Genomic DNA, 24,211 nt, shown 5'->3' on the forward strand with positions numbered 1-24,211 from the left:
CCCCGCTACCCGGCGTGCTCGGCCCGGCGTGCGGCTTCGACGAACACGTCGATCGAGGCGAGGTAGGCGTCAGCGGCCCGGCGGAAGTGCTCGGCTTCGCGTATGTCGTTCTCGGCCGCGGCAAGGCGGGCGTATGCCTCGCCCGAGGCCCCGTGGACAGCGTTCGCCGCCGCTGCCGGACCGGGGTGGCACTCCAGCGAGACGACCGCCAAGGCGCGCAGGAAGGGGCCGTAGCAATCACGCAGTTGGTCCCGTAACTCCGCCAGGAATTCCTGACGCGCCTCCGGGTCCTCCACATCCAGGTACTTGGGGATCCGGCGGTACAGGATGCCCATGTCGTTGGCCTCCTGGATGAAGGCCAGCTGCGTGGCCCGGCGCGCCTCGCGTTCGCGGGCATCGTGCGCGGCTTCGGCGGTGGCCTGGGCCTGGACGCGAGCGGCTTGCGCGTTGCCCTTGCTGGTCACCCAGCTGGCGACGACCGCTGTGCCGGCGGTCAGCACAGCCACCCACAACGCACCGTTGTCCATGCTGCACAGTGTGTGCCACACCTACCCGCTTGGACAGAGCGCGCCCGTTTCCCCGGCTCGTTCGGCTTCGGTGCGAGCCTCGCATCGGCCGCTCCCCTTCCGGTGCGGTCTCTGCGAGGCTCGCGGTCTCCGTGCGCCTACGGATAGACGTACGTGTTCAGCGTGTTCACCGCGGAGGCGGGGTTGCCCAGGTCGTAGCGGTCGACCGCCAGGTAGTTGGGCTTCCTTCGGGCGGCCGGCTCGCAGAAGCGGCGGGCCCGGTCGGCGAGTTTGGTGTTGTCCGTGCTCGCGGTCCCGGAGATGGTGGCGTCACGGAAGTGGTTCATGACGAACAGCGGGCGGAAGCCCGTCTCGGTGCGGGTGAGCGGCACGTTCGTGTCCGCGCCGTACCAGCGGCTGTAGCAGGACCAGTCGGACGAGGCGAGGCCCGAGCCCATGGACCAGTAGTTCTCCACGGTCCACTCGCGCTGGTACATGACTCCGAAGCTGTCCCGGGTCAGTCCGGCGGACTCGTCGGACTGACGGCTGTGGTCGGTGAAGATGAGCAGGCGCTGCCCGGCGGCGGTCAGGTCGGCGAGCTTCGGCCAGCCGTGCTCGCGCACGCCCGTCCGATCCGGTCGGTAGAGCACGTCGGACAGGCCGTTCACCCTGGCGAGTTCGGCGCGCAGGACGCCCGGATCGACGTAGTCCTCCAGAAATACGGTGACGAACTGGTCGGGGTGCTGCTTGAGGAAGTCGACCATGCGCTGGAGGTCGACCCAGAGCGCCACCGGCTTGCTGACGAGGGTGCAGCTGTCGTGGCAGAGGATCGCCCCGTCGGGCGTCTGGTGCAGGTCGAGCATGAAACCTCTTACACCGTCGGCGAGTTGCTGGTTGATGCCGCGGTTCTGATTGGGGAAGAAGTTGACGAAGGGCGGGGCGAATCCACCGTCCACGCCGTTCGCGTAGGCGTTGTGCGCGGTGAGGAACGTGACCTGATCCAGGGTGCGTTGGTCCTGGGACGGCATCGGCCGGGTCTGGGGCGCGACCGGGGTGAGGTACCAGGAGGCGAGGGCTCCCGCCGACCCGATCGCCAGCTGGGCCGGGTAGTTGGAACCCGAGGACTTGTCGGTGACCGTCAAATACCGTTCCGTGCCGGGGACTTTGAGCGTGTACTGGTCGGCGCCGCCCGGCGTCACCTCCCACGCGGCGTCGGCGCTCGTACAGGCGACAGACCTGGCCTGGTCGCCCGAGCGGCCCAGACAACTGCCCGCGGTGTCGGCGCTCTCGAGCACGAACGAGGAGCCGTTCTGGCGGAGGGTCCACTGCTGGTGGTCCTCGTTGCCCTTGGGGTTGTGCTGGACGACCGCGCCCGAGCTGTCGGCGGCGTTCAGTCCCGTGATGGCGCTCTGGACGTAATAGGCGCCCGCGGCGGGGACTTCGGCGGCGCCGGCGGGCGCGGGGAGGGCGAATACGGATCCCAGTACGGCGGTGGCGGCGAGCAGGGAGCGTCGGCTCGGTCTCATGGCACGTGATCCCTTCCTGTGGGGAGCATGAGCATGCCATGCAGACCGACGCCGGGGGGCGACGGCGGGCATCAGGGGTACGGATCGCGTCAACCGCGACGGCCGCCCGGTTCACGTCCAACGCGGCCCGGGCGCACCACCGTTCACCCGCCGGGTGAGGTCAGGCGCCGCCGCGGCGGGTGCCGGGGTGCTCGATCCGCGTGACGAACGCGGTGATGTCGGCGACCACGCGTTCGGGCTGTTCCCAGTGGACGGAGTGGCCGGTCTCCGGGTAGGCGAGGAAGTCGGCGCCGTGGACGGCGTCCAGAATGGTCTGCTGGTCCTCGCGGGGCAGGAACTCGTCCTGCTCGCCCCAGATGACGAGGGTGGGCACCAGGATGCCGCCGAGGGTCGCGGGCAGATCGGCGTCGAGGAGACCGCGGGCGGTGTCCTTCCAGACGTGCGCGGGAAGCTTGAGGTTCTCCTCGACCATGGTCTCGGTGAACCCCCGCGCGATCGGGCGGGCCATGGTGTCGGCCAGGAAATCCTCGACGAACGCGCGCGGCACGGGATCGGGGAGGTCGTCCATGGCGCTCACCAGCCCGGTGACCGCCGGTTTGTCCGCGAGGGTGCCGGGGACACCGATCAGCACCAGACCCGCGATGCGGTCGGGGTGGCTCCCGGCGACGATGCGGGCCGGTACGCCTCCGCTGGACGCCCCGACCAGGATCGCCCGGGGGATGTCGACGGCGTTCAGGAAGGCCACCAGGTCGGCGGCGAAGTCGTCGGGAGTGTAGCCCTCGGGGGGCCGGTCGGCATCGCCGTGCCCGCGCTGTGTGGGCGCGTAGCCGTGCAGGGATGCCGGAAGCCGCCGCAGGAGGGGCTCGAAGGACCACCAGGAGTCGGCCAGGCCGTGCACGAAGACGACCGGCGTACCACTGGGGTAGCCGGCCTCGGCATACGGGAGGGTGAGCCCTTCCCGCACCTTCGCGGACTTCAGGGAGATCACGGTCACGGCACCCTGCCTCCTTCCGCCCGGCCACCGGGGTCCGGGAACCCCGGGGCGGAGCGCGAGCGGCGATCACCTCCGACAGTACCGAGGGGCGGCACGCGCCGCGCTGCGAACAGGCCCGACCGGGCCTCCCGGATGACGGGGAGAACGCGGTCGGGTGCTGGTCCGGGTGAGTGACCGGTGGGGGTGACGGGGAGCGGAGGGCTCCGCCACCCTCACCGGCGGCTGGCGGCTCCGCCCGGGTGCGGTGACCGGAGGCTCCACTCGGGTCCGGGGAAACCAGCAGGCTCCACTCGGGTCCGGGGACCGGCAGGCTCCACTCGGGTCCGGGGACCGGCAGGCTCCGCTCGGGTGCCGCCTGAGCGGTTCGCTGCGCGGTGCCCACGTCGTGCACAGGAGCTGAGCACGGGTTCTGCCGGCGGGACCCACTCCCGCTCACTCCCCGGGAACGGTTAGGGTGTCCGTCGTACCGGACACGGGGTGCCTGCGAGGGCTGAGATCACACCCGTCGAACCTGAACCAGTTCGTACTGGCGGAGGGATGTCTCCATGCCATTGACGCATGTTTCCGGCGGGCTGCCCGCCGACGGCCGGCCCGCCGTCTTCGACGGGCGGATGCCCGCCGCACCCGGCGACCTCCGGGTGGAGGGGCACGGCATCGAGCCGGTCCCCGAGAGCAATCGGTACGGCGGGGCCGGGCGCCTGTTCACCGTGTGGTTCGCCCCGAACCTGACGATGACGGGCGTGTTCACCGGCACCATCGGCATCGCGCTCGGCCTGGACTTCACCACGGCTCTCGCGGCGATGGTCCTCGGAACCGTGCTCGGCGCGCTGCCCACCGCCTACCTCAGCACCTGGGGCGGGCTCACCGGCACCGGCCAACTCCCGCTCGCGCGGCTCGCGTTCGGCCGGGCCGTGGTGCTGCCCGGGGTGCTCCAGTGGCTGTCGTCGGTCGCCTGGGACGCGCTGATCGGCCTGTTCGGCGGGGATGCGCTGGCACGGTTGTGCGGCTGGCCGTTCTGGCTGGGTGTGCTGGTCATGATGCTGGCCCAGGGCGCTCTGGGTGTCCTCGGCTACGAAGCCATCCACCGTTTGCAGATCGTCATGACGTTCGTGCTCGCCGTGGCGTTCGCGTTGATCGCCTGGCGGATGCTCGACGGGGTCCACCCCGCGACGACCGGGTCCGCGACCGGCGCCGACGGAGCGGGCGCGTTCGCGCTCACCAGCACCATCGCGCTGAGCCTCTCGCTGTCCTGGGCACCGTACGCGGGTGACTTCAGCCGTTACCTGCCTCGTACGACGTCCCGCCCGCGCATGTTCTGGTGCACCCTGCTCGGGCTCGTCACGTCCTTCGTCGCCGTGCAGGTCCTCGGTCTGTGGGGCGCGTCGGTACTGACCGACCAGACGGCGGCGGGCGTGGACTCGTTGCTGGGCGGCGGTGCGGCGGGCGCCTTCGGGCTGCTGGCCGTGGCACTGGCCGCGGTGTGCAGCAACGCGATGAACGACTACAGCGGTTCACTGGCCCTCCAGACTCTGGGGGTACGGATACCGCGCCCGTTGGCGGCTGCCCTCGCCGCCGCGCTCGGCTTCCCGCTGGTGCTGTGGATGCACGCGGCCGACACGACGGCGCGATTCCAGAACGTGCTGTTGTTCGTGGGGTATTGGATCCCCGGGTTCGTCGCGATCGTCGTCGTCGACTGGATCGCCCGGGGGCGGGAGCGCGGCGGCGCCCCGGTCGACATCACCGCCGAGGCGACCCGGCCGCACTCCGGACGGACCTCGCTCGTGGCCTTCGTCGCGGCGTTCGGCGCGGCCGTGCCGTTCATGGACACCGGTCTGTACGTGGGTCCGGTGGCCGACGCGCTGCACGGCGCCGACCTCTCCTACTACGTGGCGTTCCTCGTCGCCCTCGCCCTCTACGCCCCGCCGCGGCTGCGCCGCCGCGCCTGAGGGCCGCCGCCCGTCGCTCCGCCGGCCCCGGGCCTTCACGCCCGTGGCCGTACCCGAGAGGAACACCTCGAATGACCACGCCACCGCCTCGCGTCCTGACGATCGCCGGCTCCGATTCAGGCGGAGGCGCGGGAATCCAGGCCGACTTGAAGACCATGCTCGCGCTGGGCGCCCACGGGATGAGCGTGCTCACCGCGGTGACCGCGCAGAACTCCGTGGGCGTGCAGGGTGCTTGGGAGCTGTCGGAGGAGGCGGTTCGGGCCCAGTACCGCAGTGTGGTCGACGACATCGGCGTCCAGGCCGTGAAGACGGGGATGCTCTCGTCGCCCGAACTGGTCACCACCGTCGCCGAGTTGCTGTCCGACGTGGGCGCGCCGGTCGTCGTGGACCCGGTGAGCGTGTCCAAGCACGGGGACCGGCTGCTGGCCGACGACGCGCTGGACGCCGTACGGACCCGGCTGCTGCCGCGGGCGACGGTGGCCACCCCGAATCTCGACGAGGTCGCCCAGCTCACCGGGGTGAAGGTGGACGACGAGGCGGGCATGCGCCGGGCCGCCGGGCTCCTGCTCTCCTTCGGCCCGCGCTGGGTGCTGGTGAAGGGGGGCCATCTGCCGGGCCAGGCCGTCGATCTGCTCACCGACGGAACGGCCGAGCACTGGCTGCGCGCGCCGCGCCACGACAACAGGCACACGCACGGAACGGGGTGCACGCTCGCCTCGGCCATCGCGGTGGGGCTGGCCGAGGGACTCGCGGTGCCGGAGGCCGTACAGCGCGCCAAGGTGTACGTGACCGCCGCGATCGAGGCCGGTTTCGCACTCGGCGCGGGCATCGGCCCGGTGGACCACGGATGGCAGCTGCCGAACCGCCGGACGGGCACCTGACGACCCGTCCGCTCTCCGGCACACCTCCTGCCCCGGAGGCTGAACACCTCGGCCCCTCCCGTGCGTACTGATCGGCACAGCGACAGTCGTCTGCTCGCCCGTCAGGTACGCGGACAGGCAGATCCGGATCCAAGGAGCACACCATGAAGGCGTCCGCGCAGATCGGCGTCACAGGGCTCGCGGTGATGGGCCGCAATCTGGCCCGCAACTTCGCCCGGAACGGCTACACCGTCGCCGTCCACAATCGCACCCCCGCACGCACCAAGGCACTGGTCGAGGAGTTCGGGCACGAGGGAGCGTTCGTCGCCGCCGAGTCGGCCGAGGACTTCGTGGCCGCGCTGGAGCGCCCCCGCCGCCTCATGATCATGGTGCAGGCGGGTGCCGCCACCGACGCCGTCATCGAGGAGTTCGCCCCGCTGCTCGAAAACGGCGACATGATCATCGACGGGGGCAACGCCCACTTCTCCGACACCCGTCGTCGGGAGCAGTCGCTGCGCGAACGCGGCATCCACTTCGTCGGCGCGGGTGTGTCCGGCGGCGAGGAGGGCGCGCTGAACGGGCCGAGCATCATGCCCGGCGGCTCCGCGGAGTCGTACGCCTCGCTCGGCCCGATGTTCGAGTCGATCAGCGCCAAGGTGGACGGTGAGCCCTGTGCCACGCACATCGGCACGGACGGCGCCGGCCACTTCGTCAAGATGGTGCACAACGGCATCGAGTACGCCGACATGCAGCTGATCGGCGAGGCCTACGACCTGCTCCGCCGCGTCGGCGGCTACACGCCGGCTCAGATCGCCGAGATCTTCCGGCGCTGGAACAAGGGCCGCCTCGACTCGTACCTGATCGAGATCACCGCCGAGGTCCTCGCGCACACGGACGCCGCCACCGGCGAGCCGTTCGTCGACGTCGTGGTGGACGCGGCGGGGCAGAAGGGCACCGGCCGCTGGACCGTGCAGACCGCCCTGGACCTCGGCTCCCCGGTCACCGCCATATCCCAGGCGACCTTCGCCCGCGCCGCCTCCAGCCAGGACGGACTGCGCGCCGCCTACCGCGGCCTGCCGGGCGGCACCCACTGGGACCTGTCGGGAACCGAGGCCGAGCGTTTCACCAGCCAGGTCGAACACGCCCTGTACGCGTCGAAGCTGATCGCCTACGACCAGGGCTGGAAGATGATCCTGGACGCCGCCGCCGAGTACGGCTGGGACATCGACCTCGGCGAGGTGGCGAAGATCTGGCGCGGCGGCTGCATCATCCGCGCGGCGTTCCTCGACCGTATCCGCGCCGCGTACGCCGTCGACCCGGGCCTGGTCAGCCTGCTGTCCGACGCGGGGTTCGCCACCGAGATCAAGGACGCCCAGGTCCCGTGGCGCGAGGTCGTCTCCACGGCCACCCGCAGAGGTGTCCCGGTGCCCGCGTTCTCCGCGGCCCTGTCCTACTACGACACCCTGCGCGCCGACCGGCTTCCCGCCGCACTCACCCAGGGCCAGCGCGACTTCTTCGGCGCCCACACCTACCGGCGCACCGACCGCCAGGGCAGCTTCCACACGCTGTGGGGCGAGGCGTCCCGCGGCGAGACCGAGATGCTTTGACTTCCGCCGAGTGACGCACGAGTGAGGAGCGGGCCGCACATCCCGGAGACGGATGCGCGGCCCGCTCCCCCGTGTCCGCCGGGTATCTCAATCGGCTCTCACGACCTGCCTACCGGTCCCGACCACGAGCTCCTCCATCACGGCGGACGGCAGCGACGGGTTGGCGGCCGCGGCCTCCCCCACCCGCCGGTCGGCGTCGGAGAGCAGTTCCACGATCACGCGCGGCGGGAGTGCCGGGTGAGCGGCGGCCCAGGCTTTCGCCTCGCGGTCCCCGAGGCAGCGGAGCAGCGCTTCGCCCGACGCGTTCCGGTGCCGGGCGATCGCCCGGAACACCTTCTGCGAGGGTCGCGCCTGCCGGGTCAGGTGCTCCAACAACGCCGGACTCGCTTCGGGGTTGGCCGCGACCCTGGCGAGGACCCGGACTCCGTGCCGTTCGACCATGGCACGCAACAGGCCCTCGGAGAGGCCCGGGTGAGTGGCGACGGACTTGACCACCTTCGCGTCGGGGTCCTGTGCCAGCGCGTCACGTATGCCGGGTGGCAGATCGTGACGCCGGGCCGCGAGCATGCGCGCCGCCGGGTCCTTCGACCCGGCCAGCTCCCTGATCTCGGCGGGAGTCGCGTCGGCGATCCGTGGAAGCAGGGTGACGCCGACCTTGGCCGTGCGAGCGAGACCGGTGAGCACGTCCAGCGGGACACGGGGATTGCGGGCGAGCCCTTGACGCACCTGGGGGTCGGGGTCCCCCGCCAGCGCACGCATCACGTCCTCGCCGATCGCGGGGTTCTCGGCGAGGTCGGAGCGGACACCGGGTATGGGGTCCGCCGCGAGCTGTCGATATACCCGCGGGGGAAGAGCCGGACGGGCGGCGAGTGTCCAGCGCACGAGCATCGAAGGGTGCCCGGCGAAGCGGACGACCGCGTCCGCGGGCGTGGCGGGGTTGGCGAGGGCCGCGACCCACAGATCGTGGACGGCGGACTCGTGGGAGCCTTCGCAGAAAGCGCCCGCCGGCAGATCGCAGTCCGGCCGGGAGCACTCCGGATCGTGGGTGAAGGGAATCGCCTCGCGCTCGCAGACCGAGCAGTGTGTCACCGGGGGCAGACCCTCGCCGCTGATGAGTGCCGCCAGGACGTCCGGGGGCGTCGCCACGTTCACGGCGACCGCGCGGCGGACCTCGGCATGCGGATGCTCCGCGAGCCTGGCGGCCGTTTCCGGTGTGGTCCAGAGCGCCAGCTCCTTGACGACGTCCGGGTTCGTGTCCGCTGCGAGCGTCTCCACCACGTCGGCCGGGAGGCCGGGGCAGGCGGCCAGCTTCTCCCGGCGCTCCACCACCGGGTCCGCCGCGAAGAGTCGGGCCCACCCCGGGCCGCCGGCTCCCTCGTCGAGCAGCGCGAGGGCGGTGTCCGGCCGCGCCACGGGATCGATGTCGGAGGCTGTCAGCTTCCCCGCGTAGGCGAGCCCCACACCGGTCTCCGGGTACCGCGCGAGGAGAGCGACCGCCTGTGCGTGGCTGAGGTCCTCCCGCCCGGCGAGGTCACCGGCGAGGTCGGCGTCCGCGACCGCGATCAGCCGGTCGACCAGCTCGGACGGCAGTGCCGTGTTGGCGGCGAGACCGCTCAGGACATGGTTCACAGAGGGCATCCTGCCCCGGGCGGTGGCCGGACCGCCCGGGATTTTCCGGCACCGAGTTCACTGGGCGGCGAGGCCCCGGGACCTGAACTGCTCGCGGACGCGTTCGGTCAGGGCGGGGTCGGGCACGGGAGTGTCCGCCAGGGGAAAGGCGATGCCCAGGGCTTCGTACTTCGGCGCGCCCATCTTGTGGAAGGGAAGGACGTCCACGCGGTCGACGTTCCCGAGTCCGGAGAGGAAACGGGCGAGTCCGTCGATGGGTTCGGGGGCGTCGGTCCGGCCGGGAACGAGGACGTAGCGGATCCACACCGGGACGCCGAGGCGGTCGAGCCGGGTGGCGAAGTTCAGCGTCGGGGCGAGCTCGCCGCCGGTGAGCGCGCGGTAGGCGGCGACGTCGAAGGACTTGATGTCGAGCAGCACCAGGTCGGTGTCGGCGAGGAGTTCGTCGGTGGCGCGGGCGCCGAGGAAGCCCGAGGTGTCCAGGGCGGTGTGCAGTCCGGCCGCCTTGCAGCGGCGCAGCACCGCTCCGGTGAAGGCCGGCTGGAGCAGTGGCTCGCCGCCCGTGACGGTCACTCCTCCGCCGGCGGTGGTGACGAACGGCCGGTACTTCCCGATCTCCGTCATCACCTCGTCGACGGTGGCCTCCCGGCCGTCACGCATGTGCCAGGTGTCGGGGTTGGCGCAGTAGAGACAGCGCAGCGGGCAGCCGTTGACGAAGAGGACGAACCGGGTCCCGGGACCGTCCACGCCGGTGGACAGGTCCCAGGAGTGGATCCGGCCCGTCGTACCCGTCCTCACAGCGATCCGTGGAAGGTGCGGCTGATCACGTCGAGCTGCTGCTCACGGGTCAGCCGGACGAAGTTGACGGCGTAGCCGGAGACCCGGATGGTCAGCTCCGGGTACTTGTCCGGGTTCTCCATCGCGTCCTCCAGGGTCGCCCGGTCCAGGATGTTGACGTTCATGTGGAAGCCGCCGGAGGCCGTGTAGGCGTCGAGGATGCCGACGAGATGGCCGGGGCGCTCGGCGGGCACGTGTCCCAGCCCTTCCGGGGTGATCGTCGTCGTCAGGGAGATGCCGTCGCGGGCGTGCTCGTAGGGCAGCTTGGCGACGGAGAGCGCGGACGCGGCCACCCCGTGCCGGTCACGGCCGTTCATCGGGTTCGCGCCGGGCGCGAAGGGCGCTCCCGCGCGGCGGCCGTCGGGTGTGTTGCCGGTGTGCTTGCCGTAGACGACGTTCGAGGTGATCGTCAGCACCGACTGGGTGTGTTCGGCGTCCCGGTAGGTGGGGTGCTCGCGCACCTTCGTCATGAAGGCGTCCACCAGGCCGACGGCGATGGCGTCGGCCCGGTCGTCGTTGTTCCCGTACGCCGGGTAGTCGCCCTCGGTCTCGTAGTCGACGGCCAGACCGGTCTCGTCGCGGATCACCCTGACCCGGGCGTACTTGACCGCGGACAGGCTGTCCGTGGCGACGGAGAGCCCGGCGATGCCGCAGGCCATGAAGCGGTGCACGGGATAGTCGTGGAGCGCCATCTCGACGCGCTCGTAGGCGTACTTGTCGTGCATGTAGTGGATGACGTTGAGCGCGTTGACGTACGTCTCCGCCAGCCAGTCCAGCATGACGTCGTACGCCTTCGACAGCTCCTCGTGGTCCAGGTACTCCCCGGTCAGGGCCGGTGTCCTGGGAGCGATCCGGTCGCCGCTGATCTCGTCCCGGCCGCCGTTGATCGCGTACAGGAGCGCCTTGGCGAGGTTGACCCGGGCGCCGAAGAACTGCATCTGCCGGCCGACCGCCATCGCGGAGACACAGCAGGCGATCGCGGTGTCGTCGCCGGTGCGGGGCCGCATGAGGTCGTCGGACTCGTACTGGACGGCGCTGGTGTCGATGGAGACCTGGGCGCAGAACTCCTTGAAGCCGTACGGGAGTCGGGGCGACCAGAGGACGGTGAGGTTGGGCTCGGGGGCCGGACCCAGGTTGTAGAGGGTCTGGAGGAAGCGGAACGAGGTGCGGGTGACGAGCGGGCGTCCGTCCGCTCCGATGCCGCCGATGGATTCCGTGACCCAGGTCGGGTCTCCCGAGAACAGCGCGTCGTACTCGGGGGTGCGCAGGAACCGCACGATACGCAGCTTGACCACGAAGTCGTCGATCAGTTCCTGGGCGCCGGTCTCGTTCAACGCACCTGTGGTCAGGTCGCGTTGGAGGTAGACGTCCAGGAAGGTCGAGGTGCGGCCCAGGGACATCGCGGCGCCGTTCTGTTCCTTCACCGCGGCGAGATAGCCCAGGTAGAGCCACTGAACGGCCTCGCGCGCGGTGGCCGCGGGACGTGAGACGTCACAGCCGTACGACGCGGCCATCCGGGTCAGTTCGCCCAACGCCTTGATCTGCTCGGCGAGTTCCTCGCGGTCGCGGATGATGTGCTCGGTGGAGGGCGCCACGTCGAGACCTGCGCGTTCCGCGCGCTTGGCGGCGATGAGCCGGTCGGTGCCGTACAGCGCCACCCGCCGGTAGTCGCCGATGATCCGGCCCCGGCCGTACGCGTCGGGCAGGCCGGTGATGATGCCGGCCTTGCGGGCGGCACGCATCGCGGGGGTGTACGCGTCGAAGACGCCGTCGTTGTGGGTCTTGCAGTAGGTGCCGAAGACACGGGTGACGAAGTCGTCGGGCGTGTAGCCGTACGCCTTCAGCCCGTTCTCGACCATCCGCAGACCGCCGCCCGGCATGATGGCGCGCTTCAGCGGCGCGTCGGTCTGGAGGCCGACGATCAACTCCCTTTCGCGGTCGATGTATCCGGGCGCGTGCGAGGTGATCGTGGACGGGGTCGCGGTGTCGACGTCGAGGATTCCCTTCCTCCGTTCCTCCGGGAAGAGCGCGCCGACCTTGCCCCAGACGGCCAGGGTGCGCTCCGTCGGGCCGGTCAGGAAGGCCGCGTCGCCCTCGTAGGGCGTGTAGTTGGCCTGAATGAAGTCGCGGACGTCGATGCCCTCGCGCCACGCCGTACCGGCGAAGCCCTGCCAGGCCTCGGCCGTCCCGTTCTCAGCCGTCCCGCTCTCGACCGTCCGGCCCTCGGCCGTCATCGTCGTGGTCATCGCCGGTCTCCCCTCGCACAGTGTCGAATGTCCAGCGCCTACGCGCTTTCCACGCTTTCGATCCTTGTGCTTCGGGGTGACACCGGCGAGGGCCGGACAGTACCGGCACCGGCGCCGAACGCCCTCGTCCGGGGGTGCCGTTCGGCCCCCGGGCGCTTCAGGAGGGCAGGTCGACGCCGTACAGCGAGACGCCTCCGACGAGTTCGCGTCCGGTGACCAGTTCGGACGCGATCCGGATGAAGACGTCATGGGGCGAGGCCACCCAGGAACGGGGGCCTGTCCTGGTGAGGCGGTCGTGTTCGACGGGGTCGTTCACCACCCGGGCGCGGCCCGTCACGACCACGCTCCAGCCCGAGTGCGCGGCCGCGTCCACCGCGTCGGCCTCGAACGCCACCACCACCCCGTCGATGGAGCGGGCCAGTTCGGAGTCGGCGGGCGTCCGCAGCACGACGGCGGACCCGGCGTCGAGACTGAAGTTGACCGGAAGGACCGCGGGCAGGGCGTCCCGCGTATGGACGATCCTGCCGATGGGCGCGGTACCGAGCCGGTCCAGGCACTCCTGCCGGCCCAGTTCACGAAAGCCGTCGTTGGGGTTCATCAGCGGAGCCAACTCTCACGCGTCGAGGCGACACAGCAGTACAGCGACATACGGTTCGGATTCCGGCGACCGGCGCCGGGGGAACAGGGTCCATCGGTCCCGGGCGGACGGAAAGCGGCCGCTTCCGGACGCCCGTGCCACCGGTCGCGTCAGCCCACGGCGATCCGGCGGCCGGAGATCCTCTCCTCGTCGACGCGTACCCACAGGTCGCGCTCCGCGCCACCGGCCCAGGGACGGCTGTGGGCGAGGGCGTCCAGCCGCCGTACGACGTCGGAACCGGTCACGGCCCGGGCACGTCCCTGGACGAGCACGCTCCAGCCCTGGCTGAGAGCCTCGTCGATGTGATCCACCTCGAAGGCGACCCGGGCTCCGGCCGCCGTGGCGGGTACCGAACCGGGCGCCGTCCTGAAAGTGACCGACCCGTCGATGACGCTGTAGTTGACGGGGAGGACCACGGGCCCGTCGGGAGTGTTGACGGCGATCCTTCCGACGCCGTGCGTCGACAACCGGTCCCGGCACTCCTCGGGGCCCAGTTCGATCAGCTCGGAGCGGCCCGCGGCCCGGCCGACGCCCGGCGGCAGATCGGCGTCGCCGCCGTGCAGCGCCGCGACGCTGGTCTCCAGCGCGTCAGCGAGCCGGATCAGGGCGCTCGTCCCGGGCGCCGCGCTGGGCTGCTGCTCCAGGTACCGGAGGTAGTCGGCGGCGACGCCCGCGCGGGCGGCCGCGTCCTCCCTGGTCAGGCCGAGTTCCTCGCGTCGTGCCGCGATTCGCCGCCCGACGTCGCCCGCCCCGGTCGGCGCCGAGGCGGCCATGGTGAGGTTCCGTGCGCCGTCCGGGGTGCTCTCCTCGGTGTCGAGCGCCGGGCGCGACGGCTCGCGCGGCGAGTCCGCCTCGCCCGATGTGCCACCGTTCATCGCCCGTAGTGCCTGTTCAAACATGACGCTTCGTGTCTGCTCGGACATGACCCTTCACTTCCTTCCGGCGCGGTCGCCTCCTGACTAAGGGCGTCCCCCCGCCCGGAGCGTCCCCCCGGGCGGGGGTCCCCACGAGCGGAACATCCCGACGGCCAGGGCGGAAAATATGCCTCGCCGACGGCCCGTTCCGGCACGCAACTCGACCTCGCACATCCACCCTGACCGGGGCGGATGCTTCGCGCATGGGCCGGCCGGTCCCCACCCTGGGACCGAAAGACCTCTGCCACCGCTCGCGCGCGCCGCGATCCCCTTGCACTGTTGGGGTGTAACGAGGAGGTGCGGTGCCATGCGCGGAGCACGCGGAGCCGAGGGTGCGAGGCAGTGGTGCTGGCGCTGGCGGAGGAATCCGCTGCGTCGCCGTGACGACGTCTTCGAGGCGTGGATCGTGCTGATCGTCTGGACGGTGATGGTGCTGGGAGGCACCCTCGCCGGCCTGGTGACGGCCCATGCCGCCGACGAGTCCTTCACGCGGCTGCGCCACGACAGGCACGCCGTCCCGGCCGTACTCGTGGGCGGTACGGGATCGGCGGTACCCGCCGGCGAGAGCGCGGTCTACGACCATGTCCGGGCGACGGTCCGGTGGACGGCGCGGGACGGGGCGCCCCGAGTCGGAACCGCCCTGGTGGAATCCGGGCACAAGGCCGGATCGCACGTGGTGATCTGGCTGGACGCGCGGGGCCGGCCCACCACGGCACCGCCGACCACGAGCGCGGCGGCCACCGAGTCGAGCCTGCTGGGCGTCGGCGCCGCCGTGGCCCTGGGAGGCCTGGTCTTCGGCGCCGGCGGCCTCGCCCGGTGGCGGCTCGACCAGCGGCGCTACAACCGATGGGCGCGCGAGTGGGAGCGGCTAGGACCTCAGTGGGGCCACAAGACGCCGTGACCGCGTGCCCCAGGGAGACCGGGACACCGGTGCGCGTCCCTCCCCCGCGTTCATGGGGGCGTCTCTCCCGTCGTGCGGCCGGTTCGCCGGCTCGACGCGAAAGGGCCCCGGGATTTCCCGGGGCCCTTCGTCTCGTGGCGTGGTGGCCGAGTGGTCAGTCGTGCGGGATCACCGCGACCGGGGCCGTGGAGTGGTGCAGTACCGCCTGCGTCACCGGGCCGACGTGGCTGCCGACCGGGGACTGACGGTTGCGGCGGCCGACCACGACCAGCGCGGCGTTCCGCGCGGCCTCCACGAGATGGGGGCCCGCGCCGCCGACAACGGCCTGTTCGCGCACCTCGACGGCCGGGAACTTCTCCCGCCAGGGGGTCAGTGCCTCGGTCAGGCGCCCCTGCGCCTCGGTGAGCAGCTCCGCGTCGACGGCCGGGTCGGAGGCTCCGCTGTAGCCGTAGTACGGCGGCAGGCTCCAGCCGTGGATGACACGCAGGTCCGTCGCCCGGCGGGCCGCCGCACGGAAGGCGAACGCGATCACGGAGTCGTCCGGGTGCTCCAGGTCGAGGCCGAGGACGACCTCCTGGTGACCGGGGTCCTCCGCGGGCCGTGCGTCCGCCCGTACGAGAACGATCGGCGTCCGGCTCCGGGCGACCATGGCCTGTCCGACGGATCCGGTCAGGAAACCGGCGACTCCGCCGAGGCCCCTGGACCCGAGGACCAGCAGCTCGGCGTCCTCGGCGGCGGCCGACAGCGCGGTGACGGGCTGCTCCGCGACGCGCTCGGCCGTTATCGCCAGGTCGGGGTGGTCCGCGGCGAGCTCGGCCGCGGTCTCGCGGGGCAGGCGTTCGGCCCATTCACGCTCCGAGTCCTCCGACGAGGGCGGAACCGAGACACCGGCCAGCGGGGTGTACACGTAGGGATGCCACAACCAGGCGTGCACGAGGTGCAGTCGGGCGTCCGTGCGCCGGGCTTCACAAGCTGCCCACTCGGCTGCGGCGACGCTCTCGGGCGAGCCGTCCAGGCCGACGACGATGGTGCGGGACATCTGGGACCTCCTCGGGGATACGTGAATCAGTCTCGCGTTCGTACGGGCGCCGGAGGAGAGGCCTCTGGTCCCTGGCAGGGGCCGAACGGCCCCTGCGAACGGGGACTTCGTTCCTCCGGGACGACGATGCCGGTCGGCCGTACGGCTCGGCGGGTGCCCGCCCCGGACGGGCGGAACCCCCTGGCGCACGGCGGAACACGCCGGCCGGGCGCCTCCGCACACGTGCGAGGGCGCCCGGCCGGCGATCAAGTCCCTGACAGCGGGGCCGAAGGTCCCTGCCCGCCATGGCGGTGCCCTTTCGCAGCCGGCTCGAGCCATGCCGGGGCCCTTTCGGAGCCGGCCCGTGCCATGCGGCCCGCGGCCGGGGCCGGACGGCCCATGGCGGCGGGCGGACCCGCGGGCGGAGATTTGAGGCGGAACGGTCGCCCGCCAGGAAGAGGCAGGATCATGAGCACTTCCACGACATCCACCATGCTGCGGGCGCTGCCCGCCGATCAGCGGGAACAGCTGCTGCGACTGGCCCGTGAGGTCTCGTTCCCCGAGGGCTCCAGGCTGTTCGAGGAAGGCGGCCACGCGGACCGGTTCTGGATCGTCCGGACCGGCACGGTGGCCCTCGACCTGCGGGTCCCGGGCCGCCGCGCGGCCGTCATCGAGATCCTCGGTCACAACGAACTCGTCGGCTGGTCCTGGCTGTTCGCCCCGCACACCTGGCATCTGGGCGCCGAGACGACGAGCCCGGTACGCGCCTACGAGTTCGACGCCGAGGACGTCCGGGCACTGTGCCGGAACGATCCCGGACTCGGGATGGCCGTGACGCAGTGGGTGGGCGAGATCGTCGCCCACCGGCTCCAGTCGGCCCGGACCCGGCTGCTCGACCTGTACGCCCCCTACGGCAGCGGCACAGCGCGCTGACCTCGGGCGTCGCGCCGAGGGTGAGGGGTGAAGCGCAAACCGCCTCGTATGGGGCCGGTCGGCCCTAGTGCATCCGGGCCGGAAGCGTGATGATCGATGTGAGCGGGCCCACGGTCCGTGGTCCGTCACTGAACAAGGGGTCGTCATGACCGAGGCGCGTACGTTCTCCGAGCAGAACCCGATCAGGGTCTTCCTGCTGGACGACCACGAGGTGGTGCGCCGTGGACTGACGGACCTCCTGGACGCCGAACCCGACATCTCGGTGGTGGGCGACGCGGACAACGTCGAGCACGCGCTGGTACGCGGCCCCGCGCTGCGCCCCGACGTGGCGGTTCTCGACGTACGCCTACCGGACGGCGACGGGATCAGCGTCTGCCGGGAGCTGCGCAGCCAGATGCCCGAGCTGTCCTGCCTCATGCTGACGTCGTTCGACGACGAGGAGGCGCTGCTCGACGCGATCATGGCCGGGGCCGCCGGCTATGTGCTGAAGCAGATCAAGGGTTCCGACCTGATCTCGGCGGTCCGTACCGTCGCCTCCGGCCAGTCGATGCTGGACCCGACGACCACCGCCCGGCTGATGCGCAAGCTGCGCACGGACCCGGCCGAGGAGCCGCCCGTCTCGCAGGAGCTGGCCGCCCTCTCACCGCGCGAGCGGGACATCCTCGCGCTGATCGGGGACGGGCTCACGAACCGAGAGATCGGCAAGGAGCTCTATCTGTCCGAGAAGACGGTGAAGAACCACATCTCCCGGCTGCTGGCCAAGCTCGGCGTCCAGCGGCGCGTCCAGGCCGCGGTTCTCGCCAACCAGCTCGAACACCCGGAAGCGGCGGCCCACCACACCTCGCGCTGAGGCCCGCTCCGGTCGGGAGCACTCCAGGTGCCGGGCGACGATGGTCCCGCACTGCCCCACCGCCACCGCCTGTTCCCGTCACCCGTCACCTGCCTCCGTCACCCGTCACCGTCGCCGGTTGCCGGTCCGGCAGCGTCAGGGTGCAGGACTCGCCCGGTGCCACCGTGACGGTGCGGTCCGCGAGGGTGATGTCGACCGGCGGCTCGTCCGACGCCGGCACACTGACGTGCAGCCTCCCCGCGCTCAGGTGCAGTTGCACACCACGATGACCCCGGTAGCGGATCACGAACCCGTACTCGGAGAGTTCCGGAAGCGGGACCGGATCGAACCGCAGCGCTCCGCCACGGGTCTCCAGACCGGTCAGCCCGCGCTGGACGAGATCGAGGGTGCCCGCCATCGCGCCCAGGTGGATACCCTCCCCCGTGGTACCGCCCTGCAAGTCGGCGATGTCCCCCCGCAGCGCCTCGTGGATGTACGTCCAGGCTTCGGCGCGCCGAGCCCGGCCCAGCACCCAGCCGTGCACCAGGCTGCTCAGCGTCGAACCGTGGCTCGTACGCCTCAGGTAGTGGTCGACGGTGCGCCGCCACAGGGCGTCGTCGACCTCGTGTCCGAGCCTGCGGAACAGGGCGCCGAGTTCGGCGGGCGAGAAGAGGTAGCCCAGCATCAGCACGTCCGCCTGCTTCGACGCCTGGTAGCGGTTGACGCTGTCGCCCTCGGCCTCCAGGATCCGGTCGAGCCGCCGGATGTCGCCGTACCGCTTCCGGTAGCCCTCCCAGTCGAGCTCAGCGAGGTCTCCGTAGCCCTCGAACTGGCTGATGACCCCGTCGTGGAAGGGCACGTGCAGCCGGCTGGACACGTCGTGCCAGAGGTCGAGTTCGGCGGGGTCGAGGCCGGTCCGCTCGACGAGGTCCCGGCGCAGCAGTTCCGGCAGCTCGCCCAGCACGTCGAGGGTGCGGGCGAGCACCCAGGCGGCGGTGACATTGGTGTACGCGTTGTCGTCCAGCCCCGGCCGGTCCACGTCCGGGTAGGCGTCGTGGTACTCGTCGGGTCCGACGACACCGCGGATCCGGTAGCGGCCGAGGGCGCTGTCGTACTCGGCGAAGCCGGCCCAGAAGCGGGCGATCTGCACCAGCATGTCGATGCCCTTGGTGTGCAGGAACTCGGTGTCGCCGCTCGCCTCGCTGTACTGCCACACGTTGTACGCGATCGCCGATCCGACATGGTGCTGGAGGTGCGAGTGGTCGGGAAGCCAGCGCCCCGAACGCGGGTTCAGGTGCAGCTGCTGGGTCTCCTCCCGTCCGTCGCTGCCGCTCTGCCAGGGGTACATCGCGCCGGTGTGGCCGGCGTCCTCGGCCGCCCGGCGGGCGCGCTCCAGCCGGCGGTGTCGGTAGGTGAGCAGGGCGCGGGAGACCTCGGGGAAGTGGAGGTTCAGATACGGCAGCACGAACAGCTCGTCCCAGAAGACGTGCCCCCGGTAGGCCTCGCCGTGCAGCCCGCGTGCCGGGACACCGACGTCGAGCTCGGCGGTGTGCGGGGAGAGCGTCTGGAGCACATGGAACAGGTGCAGGCGCAGGATCGAGCCGACGCTGTTGCGTACGTCAAGGCCGGTGCTGCGCCACAGTTGCCGCCACGCCGTGCGGTGGGTGTCGAGCAGCGTCTCGAAGTCCGCGGCCAGGCCGACCCGGTCGACGGCCGCGTTCAGCGGGTCCTTGATCGCGGCGTCGTGGGAGGTGTGCAGGGCGACCGTCTTGTCCACGGTCGCCGTACGGCCGTCGGCCAGCGTGATCCTGAGGAGCTGGGCGGCACGGCCCGGAGTGTGCGCGTCCGTGGTCCGGGCGGGCACGTCCGTGACGGTCCGGGCGGCCAGCCCGATGCCGATCTCCGAGGTGGTGGTGCGGCAGCGCAGCCAGACGGTGTCCGGTTTCCCGGTGCCGGTCCGGACGTCCGTGAGGTGGTGGGAGGCGAGGGAGCGGTAGCGCTCGACCCCGCTGTTGGTGACCGTCCCGTCGAGGGCCGACTCGATCTCGACGGGTCCTGACCAGCCTTCGGCCGTGAGCTCCGTGCGCAGCAGGGCGAGGTGGGGGTCGGCCATGTGGACCAGGCGCAGCTGCCGCACGGCGAGGCGCCGGCCCTCCTCGTCCTCGTAGCGCACGGTGCGTTCCAGTGTGCCCGCGACCAGGTCGAGTCTCAGCCGGTGGTCGAGCAGCCGGTGGGAGTCGGGGGTGAGCCAGGTCCCGGTGGCGGTTCGCACCCGCAGGGGCAGCCAGTTGGGGAGATTGACCATGTCCTCGTTCTCGACCTGCTGCCCGGCCACCTGTGAGGTCAGCCGGTTGTAGCAGCCGGCCGCGTACGTGCCCGGGTAGTGGACGGAGTCGGCGGTGCACTCGGGGGCCGAGCCCCGGGTCGCGAAGTACCCGTTGCCGAGGGTGCACAGCGATTCGCGCAGGCGTTCCTGCGCCGGGTGGTAGTCCTCGTAGTCCCAGGTGAGGTCGTCCATGCCCCCATCCTCGGGTACGGGCGGCCCGCCGTCCTCGCGGCACGCGCGGGACGACGGCGGGCCCGACCCGTGGGCGCCGGCCGCGGACTCCTACGGTCATGACGGTCGCGTTGTGCTCCTTGCGGGCCGCGGGCTGCGGCCCTCAGCCGGTCCAGGTCCAGTCGGCGACCTCGGGGAGGTCGGTTCCGTGTTCGCGGATCCACAGGCCGTGGCGGGAGCGGGCGTCGGCCATGGTCTGGCGCAGGGCGGCGGCGCGGACTCCGAGTCCGGGGACACGGTCGATGACGTCCATGACGAGCCGGTAGCGGTCCATGTCGTTGCGGACGACCATGTCGAAGGGGGTCGTGGTGGTGCCCATCTCCTTGTAGCCGCGCACATGGAGGTTCCGGTGGCCGGTGCGGCGGTAGGCGAGCCGGTGGATGAGCCAGGGATAGCCGTGGTAGGCGAAGATGACCGGCTTGTCCGTGGTGAACAGTCCGTCGTACTCGAAGTCGCTCATCCCGTGCGGGTGTTCCTCGCGTGGCAGCAGCCGGGTCATGTCGACGACGTTGACGACCCGGACGGCGAGCTCGGGCAGGTGGCGGCGCAGGAGGCCGGAGGCGGCCAGGATCTCCTGGGTGGGGACGTCGCCCGCGCAGGCGAGGACGACGTCGGGGTCCCGGTCGGTGTCGGCCGTTCCCGCCCAGTCCCAGATTCCGGCGCCGCGGGCGCAGTGGGCGCGGGCCTGGTCCATGGACAGCCAGTCGAAGCAGGGCTGTTTGCCGGCGACGACGACGTTCACGTAGTCGCGGCTGCGCAGTACGTGATCCGCCACGGACAGCAGGGTGTTGGCGTCCGGCGGGAGGTAGACCCGCACGACCTCGGGGCTCTTGTTGAGGACGTGGTCGACGAAGCCGGGGTCCTGGTGCGAGAAGCCGTTGTGGTCCTGGCGCCAGACATGCGAGGTGAGCAGGTAGTTGAGGGAGGCGACCGGGGCGCGCCAGTGCAGTTCGCGTGAGGTCCTGAGCCACTTGATGTGCTGGTTGACCATGGAGTCGACGATGTGCACGAACGCCTCGTAGCAGGAGAAGAGTCCGTGCCGGCCGGTGAGGGTGTAGCCCTCCAGCCAGCCCTGGCAGGTGTGTTCGGAGAGGATCTCCATGACGCGGCCGTGCCGGTCCAGGTGTTCGTCCACCGGCAGGATCCCGGCCTGCCACGCCTTGCCGCTGGCGCCGAACACGGCGTCCAGGCGGTTGGAGGCCGTCTCGTCGGGGCCTACGAGCCGGAAGTCCCGGCGCTCCGAGGTCTCCCGCATGACGTGTTCGAGGAGGTCGCCGAGGACCCGGGTCGGTTCGTGGAGGGTGGCGCCCGGCTTGTCGACGGGGACGGCGAAGCGTTCCAGGGGCGGGAGCGGCAGATCGCGCAGGAGGAGTCCGCCGTTGGCGTGCGGGGTGGCGCCGAGCCGCCGTGAGCCCTCGGGCACGCAGGCCAGGACGTCCGCCACGGGCCGGCCCTCGGCGTCGAAGAGTTCCTCGGGGCGGTAGGAGCGCAGCCAGCTCTCCAGCTGCCTCAGGTGCTCCGGGTTCTCGCGGACGCCGGCCAGGGGCACCTGGTGGGCGCGCCAGGTTCCTTCGACGGGTTCGCCGTCGACCTCCGCGGGGCCGGTCCAGCCCTTGGGGGTGCGCAGCACGATCATGGGCCAGTGGGCCCGCTCGGCGACGCCTTCCTCGCGGGCCGTGCGCTGGAGCAGCCTGATCCGGTCGAGCGCCTGGTCGAACGCGGCGGCCATGGCGCGGTGGACCTGGGCGGGGTCGTCGCCGGTGACATGGATCGGCTCGTGGCCGTATCCGCGCAGCAGTTCGTCGAGTTCGGCCTCCGGGAGCCGGGCGAGCACGGTCGGGTTGGCGATCTTGTAGCCGTTGAGGTGCAGGATCGGCAGGACGGCGCCGTCGTGGACCGGGTCGAGGAACTTGTTGGAGTGCCAGGACGCGGCGAGCGGTCCCGTCTCGGCCTCGCCGTCGCCGATGACGCAGGCGACCAGCAGGCCGGGGTTGTCGAAGGCGGCGCCATAGGCGTGGGCGAGGGAGTAGCCGAGCTCGCCGCCCTCGTGGATGGAGCCGGGAGTCTCCGGCGCGACATGGCTCGGGACTCCGCCGGGGAAGGAGAACTGCCGGAACAGCTTCCCCATGCCGTCCTCGTCCCGGGACACGGAGGGGTACGTCCGGCTGTACGTGCCCTCCAGCCAGGAGTTCGCCAGCACGGCCGGGCCGCCGTGCCCGGGCCCCCACACGCACAGCGCGTCCAGTCCGCGTGCCTTCACGACGCGGTTGAGGTGGGTGTGGACCAGGTTGAGGCCGGGCGAGGTGCCCCAGTGGCCGAGCAGCCGGGGCTTGATGTGCGCGGGTGTCAGGGGCTCGGTGAGCAGTGGGTTGGCCAGGAGATAGATCTGGCCCACGGCAAGGTAGTTGGCGGCGCGCCAGTGGGCGTCCAGAGTGCGCAGTTCGTCGTCGGTCAGTACGGTGCTGTCCTGGTGTCCGGCCTTGGGCATGGTGACTCCGTAGGTCATCGGGTCAAGTCGACGAGGCGGTTCATCTCAGCGCTTCACGGGAGGCGTCATCGGGTGAGGGAGGCGGCATGGCCGACGAGAAGACGGCGAAGGTGCCGCTCGCGGCGTACGAGCGGGAGCTGCTGCGTCTCCAGACGGAGCTGGTGAAGCTCCAGGAATGGGTGCGGTCCGAGGGCGCCCGTGTGGTGGTGGTCTTCGAGGGCCGGGACGCGGCGGGCAAGGGCGGCACGATCAAGCGGGTGGCGGAACATCTGAATCCGCGTGTCGCACGGATCGCGGCGCTGCCCATGCCGACCGAGCGCGAGCGCACGCAGTGGTACTTCCAGCGGTATGTGGAGCATCTGCCGGCCGCCGGAGAGATCGTGCTGTTCGACCGGAGCTGGTACAACCGCGCCGGGGTCGAGCACGTCATGGGCTTCTGCACGAAGGAGGAGCACCAGCTGTTCCTCCGCCAGTGCCCGATCTTCGAGCGGATGCTGGTGGAGGCGGGGGTGCTGCTGCGCAAGTACTGGTTCTCGGTGAGCGACGCGGAGCAGCAGAAGCGGTTCCGGCGCCGGCTGAAGGACCCTACGCGGCGCTGGAAGCTGTCCCCCATGGATCTGGAGTCGATCACCCGCTGGGAGGCGTACTCCCGGGCGAAGGACGAGATGCTGGTGCACACGGACATCGTCGAGGCGCCGTGGTTCGTGGTCGAGAGCGACGACAAGCGGCGCGCCAGGCTGAACATGATCGCCCATCTGCTGTCCACGGTTCCCTACCACGAGGTGCCGCCGCCGGTCCTGGAGCTGCCCGACCGGCCGCCGTCGACGGGTTACGTGCGTCCGCCGCGCGATCTCCAGACCTACGTCCCCGATCACGCGGCGGGTCTCTGAGCCGTTCACCCTCGCTGGGGCACGACGGCGACGGGGCAGGCGGCGTGGTGCAGTGCCGCGTGGGCGACCCGGCCGAGCTGCATGCCGATGTGCCCGCGGCCGTCCTGCCGCCGAACCCCTACGACGAGGAGGTCGGCCTCGGTGGAGGCGTCCAGCAGCACCCTGCGGGCGGTCCCCTCGACGGTCCGTCCGCGCACGTCCACGCCCGGCCGGCCGGCCGCGGCGCCGCTGAGCGCCTTGTCCAGGATCTCCGCCGCCCGCTGTTCGTGCGGCCGTGCGGGCCCGCCCGCCGTCAGGGAGTGATCGGTGCTCTCGTGGGCGGGCCGGCGCCAGGCCCGTACGGCCTCCAGCGCGACCCCGCGTTCGGCTGCTTCCGTGAAGGCGAAGCAGGCGGCTTCCGAGCCGTGCGAGGGATCCCCGACCCCGAGGACGATCCGCCGGTACCGGCCGCCGCCGGCCCGGTTGTCGTGGCTGCCGCGCAGCACGATCACCGGGCAGTGGGCGCGGGCGGCGACCGTGAGGCTCACCGATCCGAGGAGCATCCCGGCGACACCGCCGCGTCCCCGTGAGCCGAGCACCAGGGCGGTGGCGCCCATCCCCTCCGCGAGCAGCGCGCCCACCGCGTCCTCGGGCACCACGGCGGTGGTGACGCGCACCGTGGAGTCGCGGCGGCGGGCACGTTCGGCGGCGGCCCGCACGACGGTGTCGGCCATGATCTGCTCGGAGGATCTGCCGAGCCCCTCGGCGAGAGCGGGGCCTTCGTAGCGCTCCCAGAGCGAGGCGTACACCAGCCGCAGCGGCAGCCCGTGCAGGGCGGCCTCGTCCGTGGCCCAGTCCACGGCGCGCATCGCGAGCTCGGACCCGTCGACGCCCACGACGAGGGGCAGATCCACCGG

At 71.5% G+C, this 24,211-nt stretch carries 19 protein-coding genes and 1 riboswitch; of the genes, 7 read left to right on the plus strand and 12 right to left on the minus strand.

Annotation, left to right across the window (positions count from 1 at the left end):
• Nucleotides 1-5: 5 nt before the first annotated feature.
• The 3 genes from ABZV42_RS07635 to ABZV42_RS07645 all read right to left on the minus strand — a co-directional run bounded on the left by ABZV42_RS07635 (nt 6) and on the right by ABZV42_RS07645 (nt 3,026).
• Nucleotides 6-527 (minus strand): hypothetical protein, encoded by a 522-nt coding sequence (locus ABZV42_RS07635; protein ID WP_355980099.1) that lies wholly within the window; start codon nt 525-527, stop codon nt 6-8.
• Nucleotides 528-664: 137 nt separating this feature from the next.
• The gene (locus ABZV42_RS07640; protein WP_355980102.1) at nt 665-2,032 is read right to left on the minus strand and encodes a phospholipase; all 1,368 of its coding nucleotides are present in this window, start codon (nt 2,030-2,032) and stop codon (nt 665-667) included.
• Nucleotides 2,033-2,192: 160 nt separating this feature from the next.
• The gene (locus ABZV42_RS07645) at nt 2,193-3,026 is read right to left on the minus strand and encodes an alpha/beta hydrolase (RefSeq protein ID WP_355980105.1); all 834 of its coding nucleotides are present in this window, start codon (nt 3,024-3,026) and stop codon (nt 2,193-2,195) included.
• A 463-nt stretch (nt 3,027-3,489) separates the two neighbouring features.
• A riboswitch (TPP riboswitch) is annotated at nt 3,490-3,581 on the plus strand.
• Here ABZV42_RS07645 and ABZV42_RS07650 point away from each other — a divergent pair.
• From ABZV42_RS07650 to gndA, 3 genes are all read left to right on the plus strand, one after another.
• A complete protein-coding gene (locus ABZV42_RS07650) occupies nt 3,572-4,972 on the plus strand; it encodes a cytosine permease (RefSeq protein ID WP_355980107.1) in 1,401 nt (466 codons plus the stop codon). (Overlaps the previous riboswitch by 10 nt.)
• Before the next feature lie 71 nt (nt 4,973-5,043).
• Nucleotides 5,044-5,853, plus strand: coding sequence for a bifunctional hydroxymethylpyrimidine kinase/phosphomethylpyrimidine kinase (gene thiD, locus ABZV42_RS07655; protein ID WP_355980109.1), 810 nt, complete (start codon nt 5,044-5,046; stop codon nt 5,851-5,853).
• Between the two features lie 143 nt (nt 5,854-5,996).
• Complete coding sequence (gndA, locus tag ABZV42_RS07660; RefSeq protein ID WP_355980112.1) at nt 5,997-7,439, plus strand: NADP-dependent phosphogluconate dehydrogenase; 1,443 nt, start codon at nt 5,997-5,999, stop codon at nt 7,437-7,439.
• An 87-nt stretch (nt 7,440-7,526) separates the two neighbouring features.
• On the opposite strand, the gene ABZV42_RS07665 is transcribed toward gndA, so the two are convergent.
• From ABZV42_RS07665 to ABZV42_RS07685, 5 genes are all read right to left on the minus strand, one after another.
• Nucleotides 7,527-9,068: a hypothetical protein gene (locus ABZV42_RS07665; protein ID WP_356051179.1), complete on the minus strand. Its 1,542-nt coding sequence runs from the start codon at nt 9,066-9,068 to the stop codon at nt 7,527-7,529.
• A 57-nt stretch (nt 9,069-9,125) separates the two neighbouring features.
• Nucleotides 9,126-9,863 (minus strand): pyruvate formate-lyase-activating protein, encoded by a 738-nt coding sequence (pflA, locus tag ABZV42_RS07670; RefSeq protein WP_355980117.1) that lies wholly within the window; start codon nt 9,861-9,863, stop codon nt 9,126-9,128.
• Nucleotides 9,860-12,136, minus strand: a complete 2,277-nt coding sequence (pflB, locus tag ABZV42_RS07675) for a formate C-acetyltransferase (protein ID WP_356051334.1) — start codon at nt 12,134-12,136, stop codon at nt 9,860-9,862. The genes pflA and pflB overlap by 4 nt, the downstream gene beginning before the upstream one ends.
• A gap of 169 nt (nt 12,137-12,305) precedes the next feature.
• Nucleotides 12,306-12,746, minus strand: coding sequence for a pyridoxamine 5'-phosphate oxidase family protein (locus ABZV42_RS07680; RefSeq protein WP_355980119.1), 441 nt, complete (start codon nt 12,744-12,746; stop codon nt 12,306-12,308).
• A 149-nt stretch (nt 12,747-12,895) separates the two neighbouring features.
• Nucleotides 12,896-13,558: a pyridoxamine 5'-phosphate oxidase family protein gene (locus ABZV42_RS07685; protein ID WP_355980426.1), complete on the minus strand. Its 663-nt coding sequence runs from the start codon at nt 13,556-13,558 to the stop codon at nt 12,896-12,898.
• A gap of 448 nt (nt 13,559-14,006) precedes the next feature.
• Here ABZV42_RS07685 and ABZV42_RS07690 point away from each other — a divergent pair, with 448 nt between their 5' ends.
• Complete coding sequence (locus ABZV42_RS07690; protein WP_355980122.1) at nt 14,007-14,600, plus strand: hypothetical protein; 594 nt, start codon at nt 14,007-14,009, stop codon at nt 14,598-14,600.
• Between the two features lie 154 nt (nt 14,601-14,754).
• On the opposite strand, the gene ABZV42_RS07695 is transcribed toward ABZV42_RS07690, so the two are convergent.
• Nucleotides 14,755-15,639, minus strand: coding sequence for a universal stress protein (locus ABZV42_RS07695; protein WP_355980124.1), 885 nt, complete (start codon nt 15,637-15,639; stop codon nt 14,755-14,757).
• Nucleotides 15,640-16,086: 447 nt separating this feature from the next.
• Between ABZV42_RS07695 and ABZV42_RS07700 the strand changes: the two genes are divergently transcribed.
• A complete protein-coding gene (locus tag ABZV42_RS07700) occupies nt 16,087-16,551 on the plus strand; it encodes a cyclic nucleotide-binding domain-containing protein (protein ID WP_355980126.1) in 465 nt (154 codons plus the stop codon).
• Between the two features lie 145 nt (nt 16,552-16,696).
• Nucleotides 16,697-17,401, plus strand: a complete 705-nt coding sequence (locus ABZV42_RS07705) for a response regulator transcription factor (RefSeq protein ID WP_355980128.1) — start codon at nt 16,697-16,699, stop codon at nt 17,399-17,401.
• A gap of 85 nt (nt 17,402-17,486) precedes the next feature.
• Here ABZV42_RS07705 and ABZV42_RS07710 read toward each other — a convergent pair whose 3' ends face one another.
• Nucleotides 17,487-19,898, minus strand: a complete 2,412-nt coding sequence (locus ABZV42_RS07710) for a glycosyl hydrolase family 65 protein (RefSeq protein WP_355980130.1) — start codon at nt 19,896-19,898, stop codon at nt 17,487-17,489.
• 142 nt (nt 19,899-20,040) lie between these two features.
• Complete coding sequence (locus ABZV42_RS07715; protein ID WP_355980429.1) at nt 20,041-22,425, minus strand: phosphoketolase family protein; 2,385 nt, start codon at nt 22,423-22,425, stop codon at nt 20,041-20,043.
• An 86-nt stretch (nt 22,426-22,511) separates the two neighbouring features.
• On the opposite strand from ABZV42_RS07715, the gene ppk2 reads away from it, so the two are divergent.
• A complete protein-coding gene (gene ppk2 / locus ABZV42_RS07720; RefSeq protein WP_355980132.1) occupies nt 22,512-23,315 on the plus strand; it encodes a polyphosphate kinase 2 in 804 nt (267 codons plus the stop codon).
• Between the two features lie 5 nt (nt 23,316-23,320).
• On the opposite strand, the gene ABZV42_RS07725 is transcribed toward ppk2, so the two are convergent.
• Nucleotides 23,321-24,208 carry a universal stress protein gene (locus ABZV42_RS07725; RefSeq protein ID WP_355980134.1) on the minus strand — a complete coding sequence of 296 codons (888 nt, stop codon included), beginning with the start codon at nt 24,206-24,208 and terminating at the stop codon, nt 23,321-23,323.
• Nucleotides 24,209-24,211: the final 3 nt, after the last annotated feature.

It is taken from the genome of Streptomyces sp. NPDC005281 (genome assembly GCF_040607495.1).
GTDB lineage: Bacteria > Actinomycetota > Actinomycetes > Streptomycetales > Streptomycetaceae > Streptomyces.

What these genes read in the sequence shown, in the direction of transcription:
- ABZV42_RS07710 (WP_355980130.1), bottom strand. Translation starts at nt 19,898, where the DNA reads ATGGACGACCTCACCTGGGACTACGAGGACTACCACCCGGCGCAGGAA.
- ABZV42_RS07685 (WP_355980426.1), bottom strand. Translation starts at nt 13,558, where the DNA reads ATGGCCGCCTCGGCGCCGACCGGGGCGGGCGACGTCGGGCGGCGAATC.
- ABZV42_RS07650 (WP_355980107.1), top strand. Translation starts at nt 3,572, where the DNA reads ATGCCATTGACGCATGTTTCCGGCGGGCTGCCCGCCGACGGCCGGCCC.
- ppk2 (WP_355980132.1), top strand. Translation starts at nt 22,512, where the DNA reads ATGGCCGACGAGAAGACGGCGAAGGTGCCGCTCGCGGCGTACGAGCGG.
- ABZV42_RS07700 (WP_355980126.1), top strand. Translation starts at nt 16,087, where the DNA reads ATGAGCACTTCCACGACATCCACCATGCTGCGGGCGCTGCCCGCCGAT.
- pflB (WP_356051334.1), bottom strand. Translation starts at nt 12,136, where the DNA reads ATGACGGCCGAGGGCCGGACGGTCGAGAGCGGGACGGCTGAGAACGGG.
- ABZV42_RS07680 (WP_355980119.1), bottom strand. Translation starts at nt 12,746, where the DNA reads ATGAACCCCAACGACGGCTTTCGTGAACTGGGCCGGCAGGAGTGCCTG.
- ABZV42_RS07705 (WP_355980128.1), top strand. Translation starts at nt 16,697, where the DNA reads ATGACCGAGGCGCGTACGTTCTCCGAGCAGAACCCGATCAGGGTCTTC.
- ABZV42_RS07695 (WP_355980124.1), bottom strand. Translation starts at nt 15,639, where the DNA reads ATGTCCCGCACCATCGTCGTCGGCCTGGACGGCTCGCCCGAGAGCGTC.
- ABZV42_RS07715 (WP_355980429.1), bottom strand. Translation starts at nt 22,425, where the DNA reads ATGCCCAAGGCCGGACACCAGGACAGCACCGTACTGACCGACGACGAA.
- ABZV42_RS07690 (WP_355980122.1), top strand. Translation starts at nt 14,007, where the DNA reads ATGCGCGGAGCACGCGGAGCCGAGGGTGCGAGGCAGTGGTGCTGGCGC.
- thiD (WP_355980109.1), top strand. Translation starts at nt 5,044, where the DNA reads ATGACCACGCCACCGCCTCGCGTCCTGACGATCGCCGGCTCCGATTCA.
- gndA (WP_355980112.1), top strand. Translation starts at nt 5,997, where the DNA reads ATGAAGGCGTCCGCGCAGATCGGCGTCACAGGGCTCGCGGTGATGGGC.
- ABZV42_RS07635 (WP_355980099.1), bottom strand. Translation starts at nt 527, where the DNA reads ATGGACAACGGTGCGTTGTGGGTGGCTGTGCTGACCGCCGGCACAGCG.
- ABZV42_RS07640 (WP_355980102.1), bottom strand. Translation starts at nt 2,032, where the DNA reads ATGAGACCGAGCCGACGCTCCCTGCTCGCCGCCACCGCCGTACTGGGA.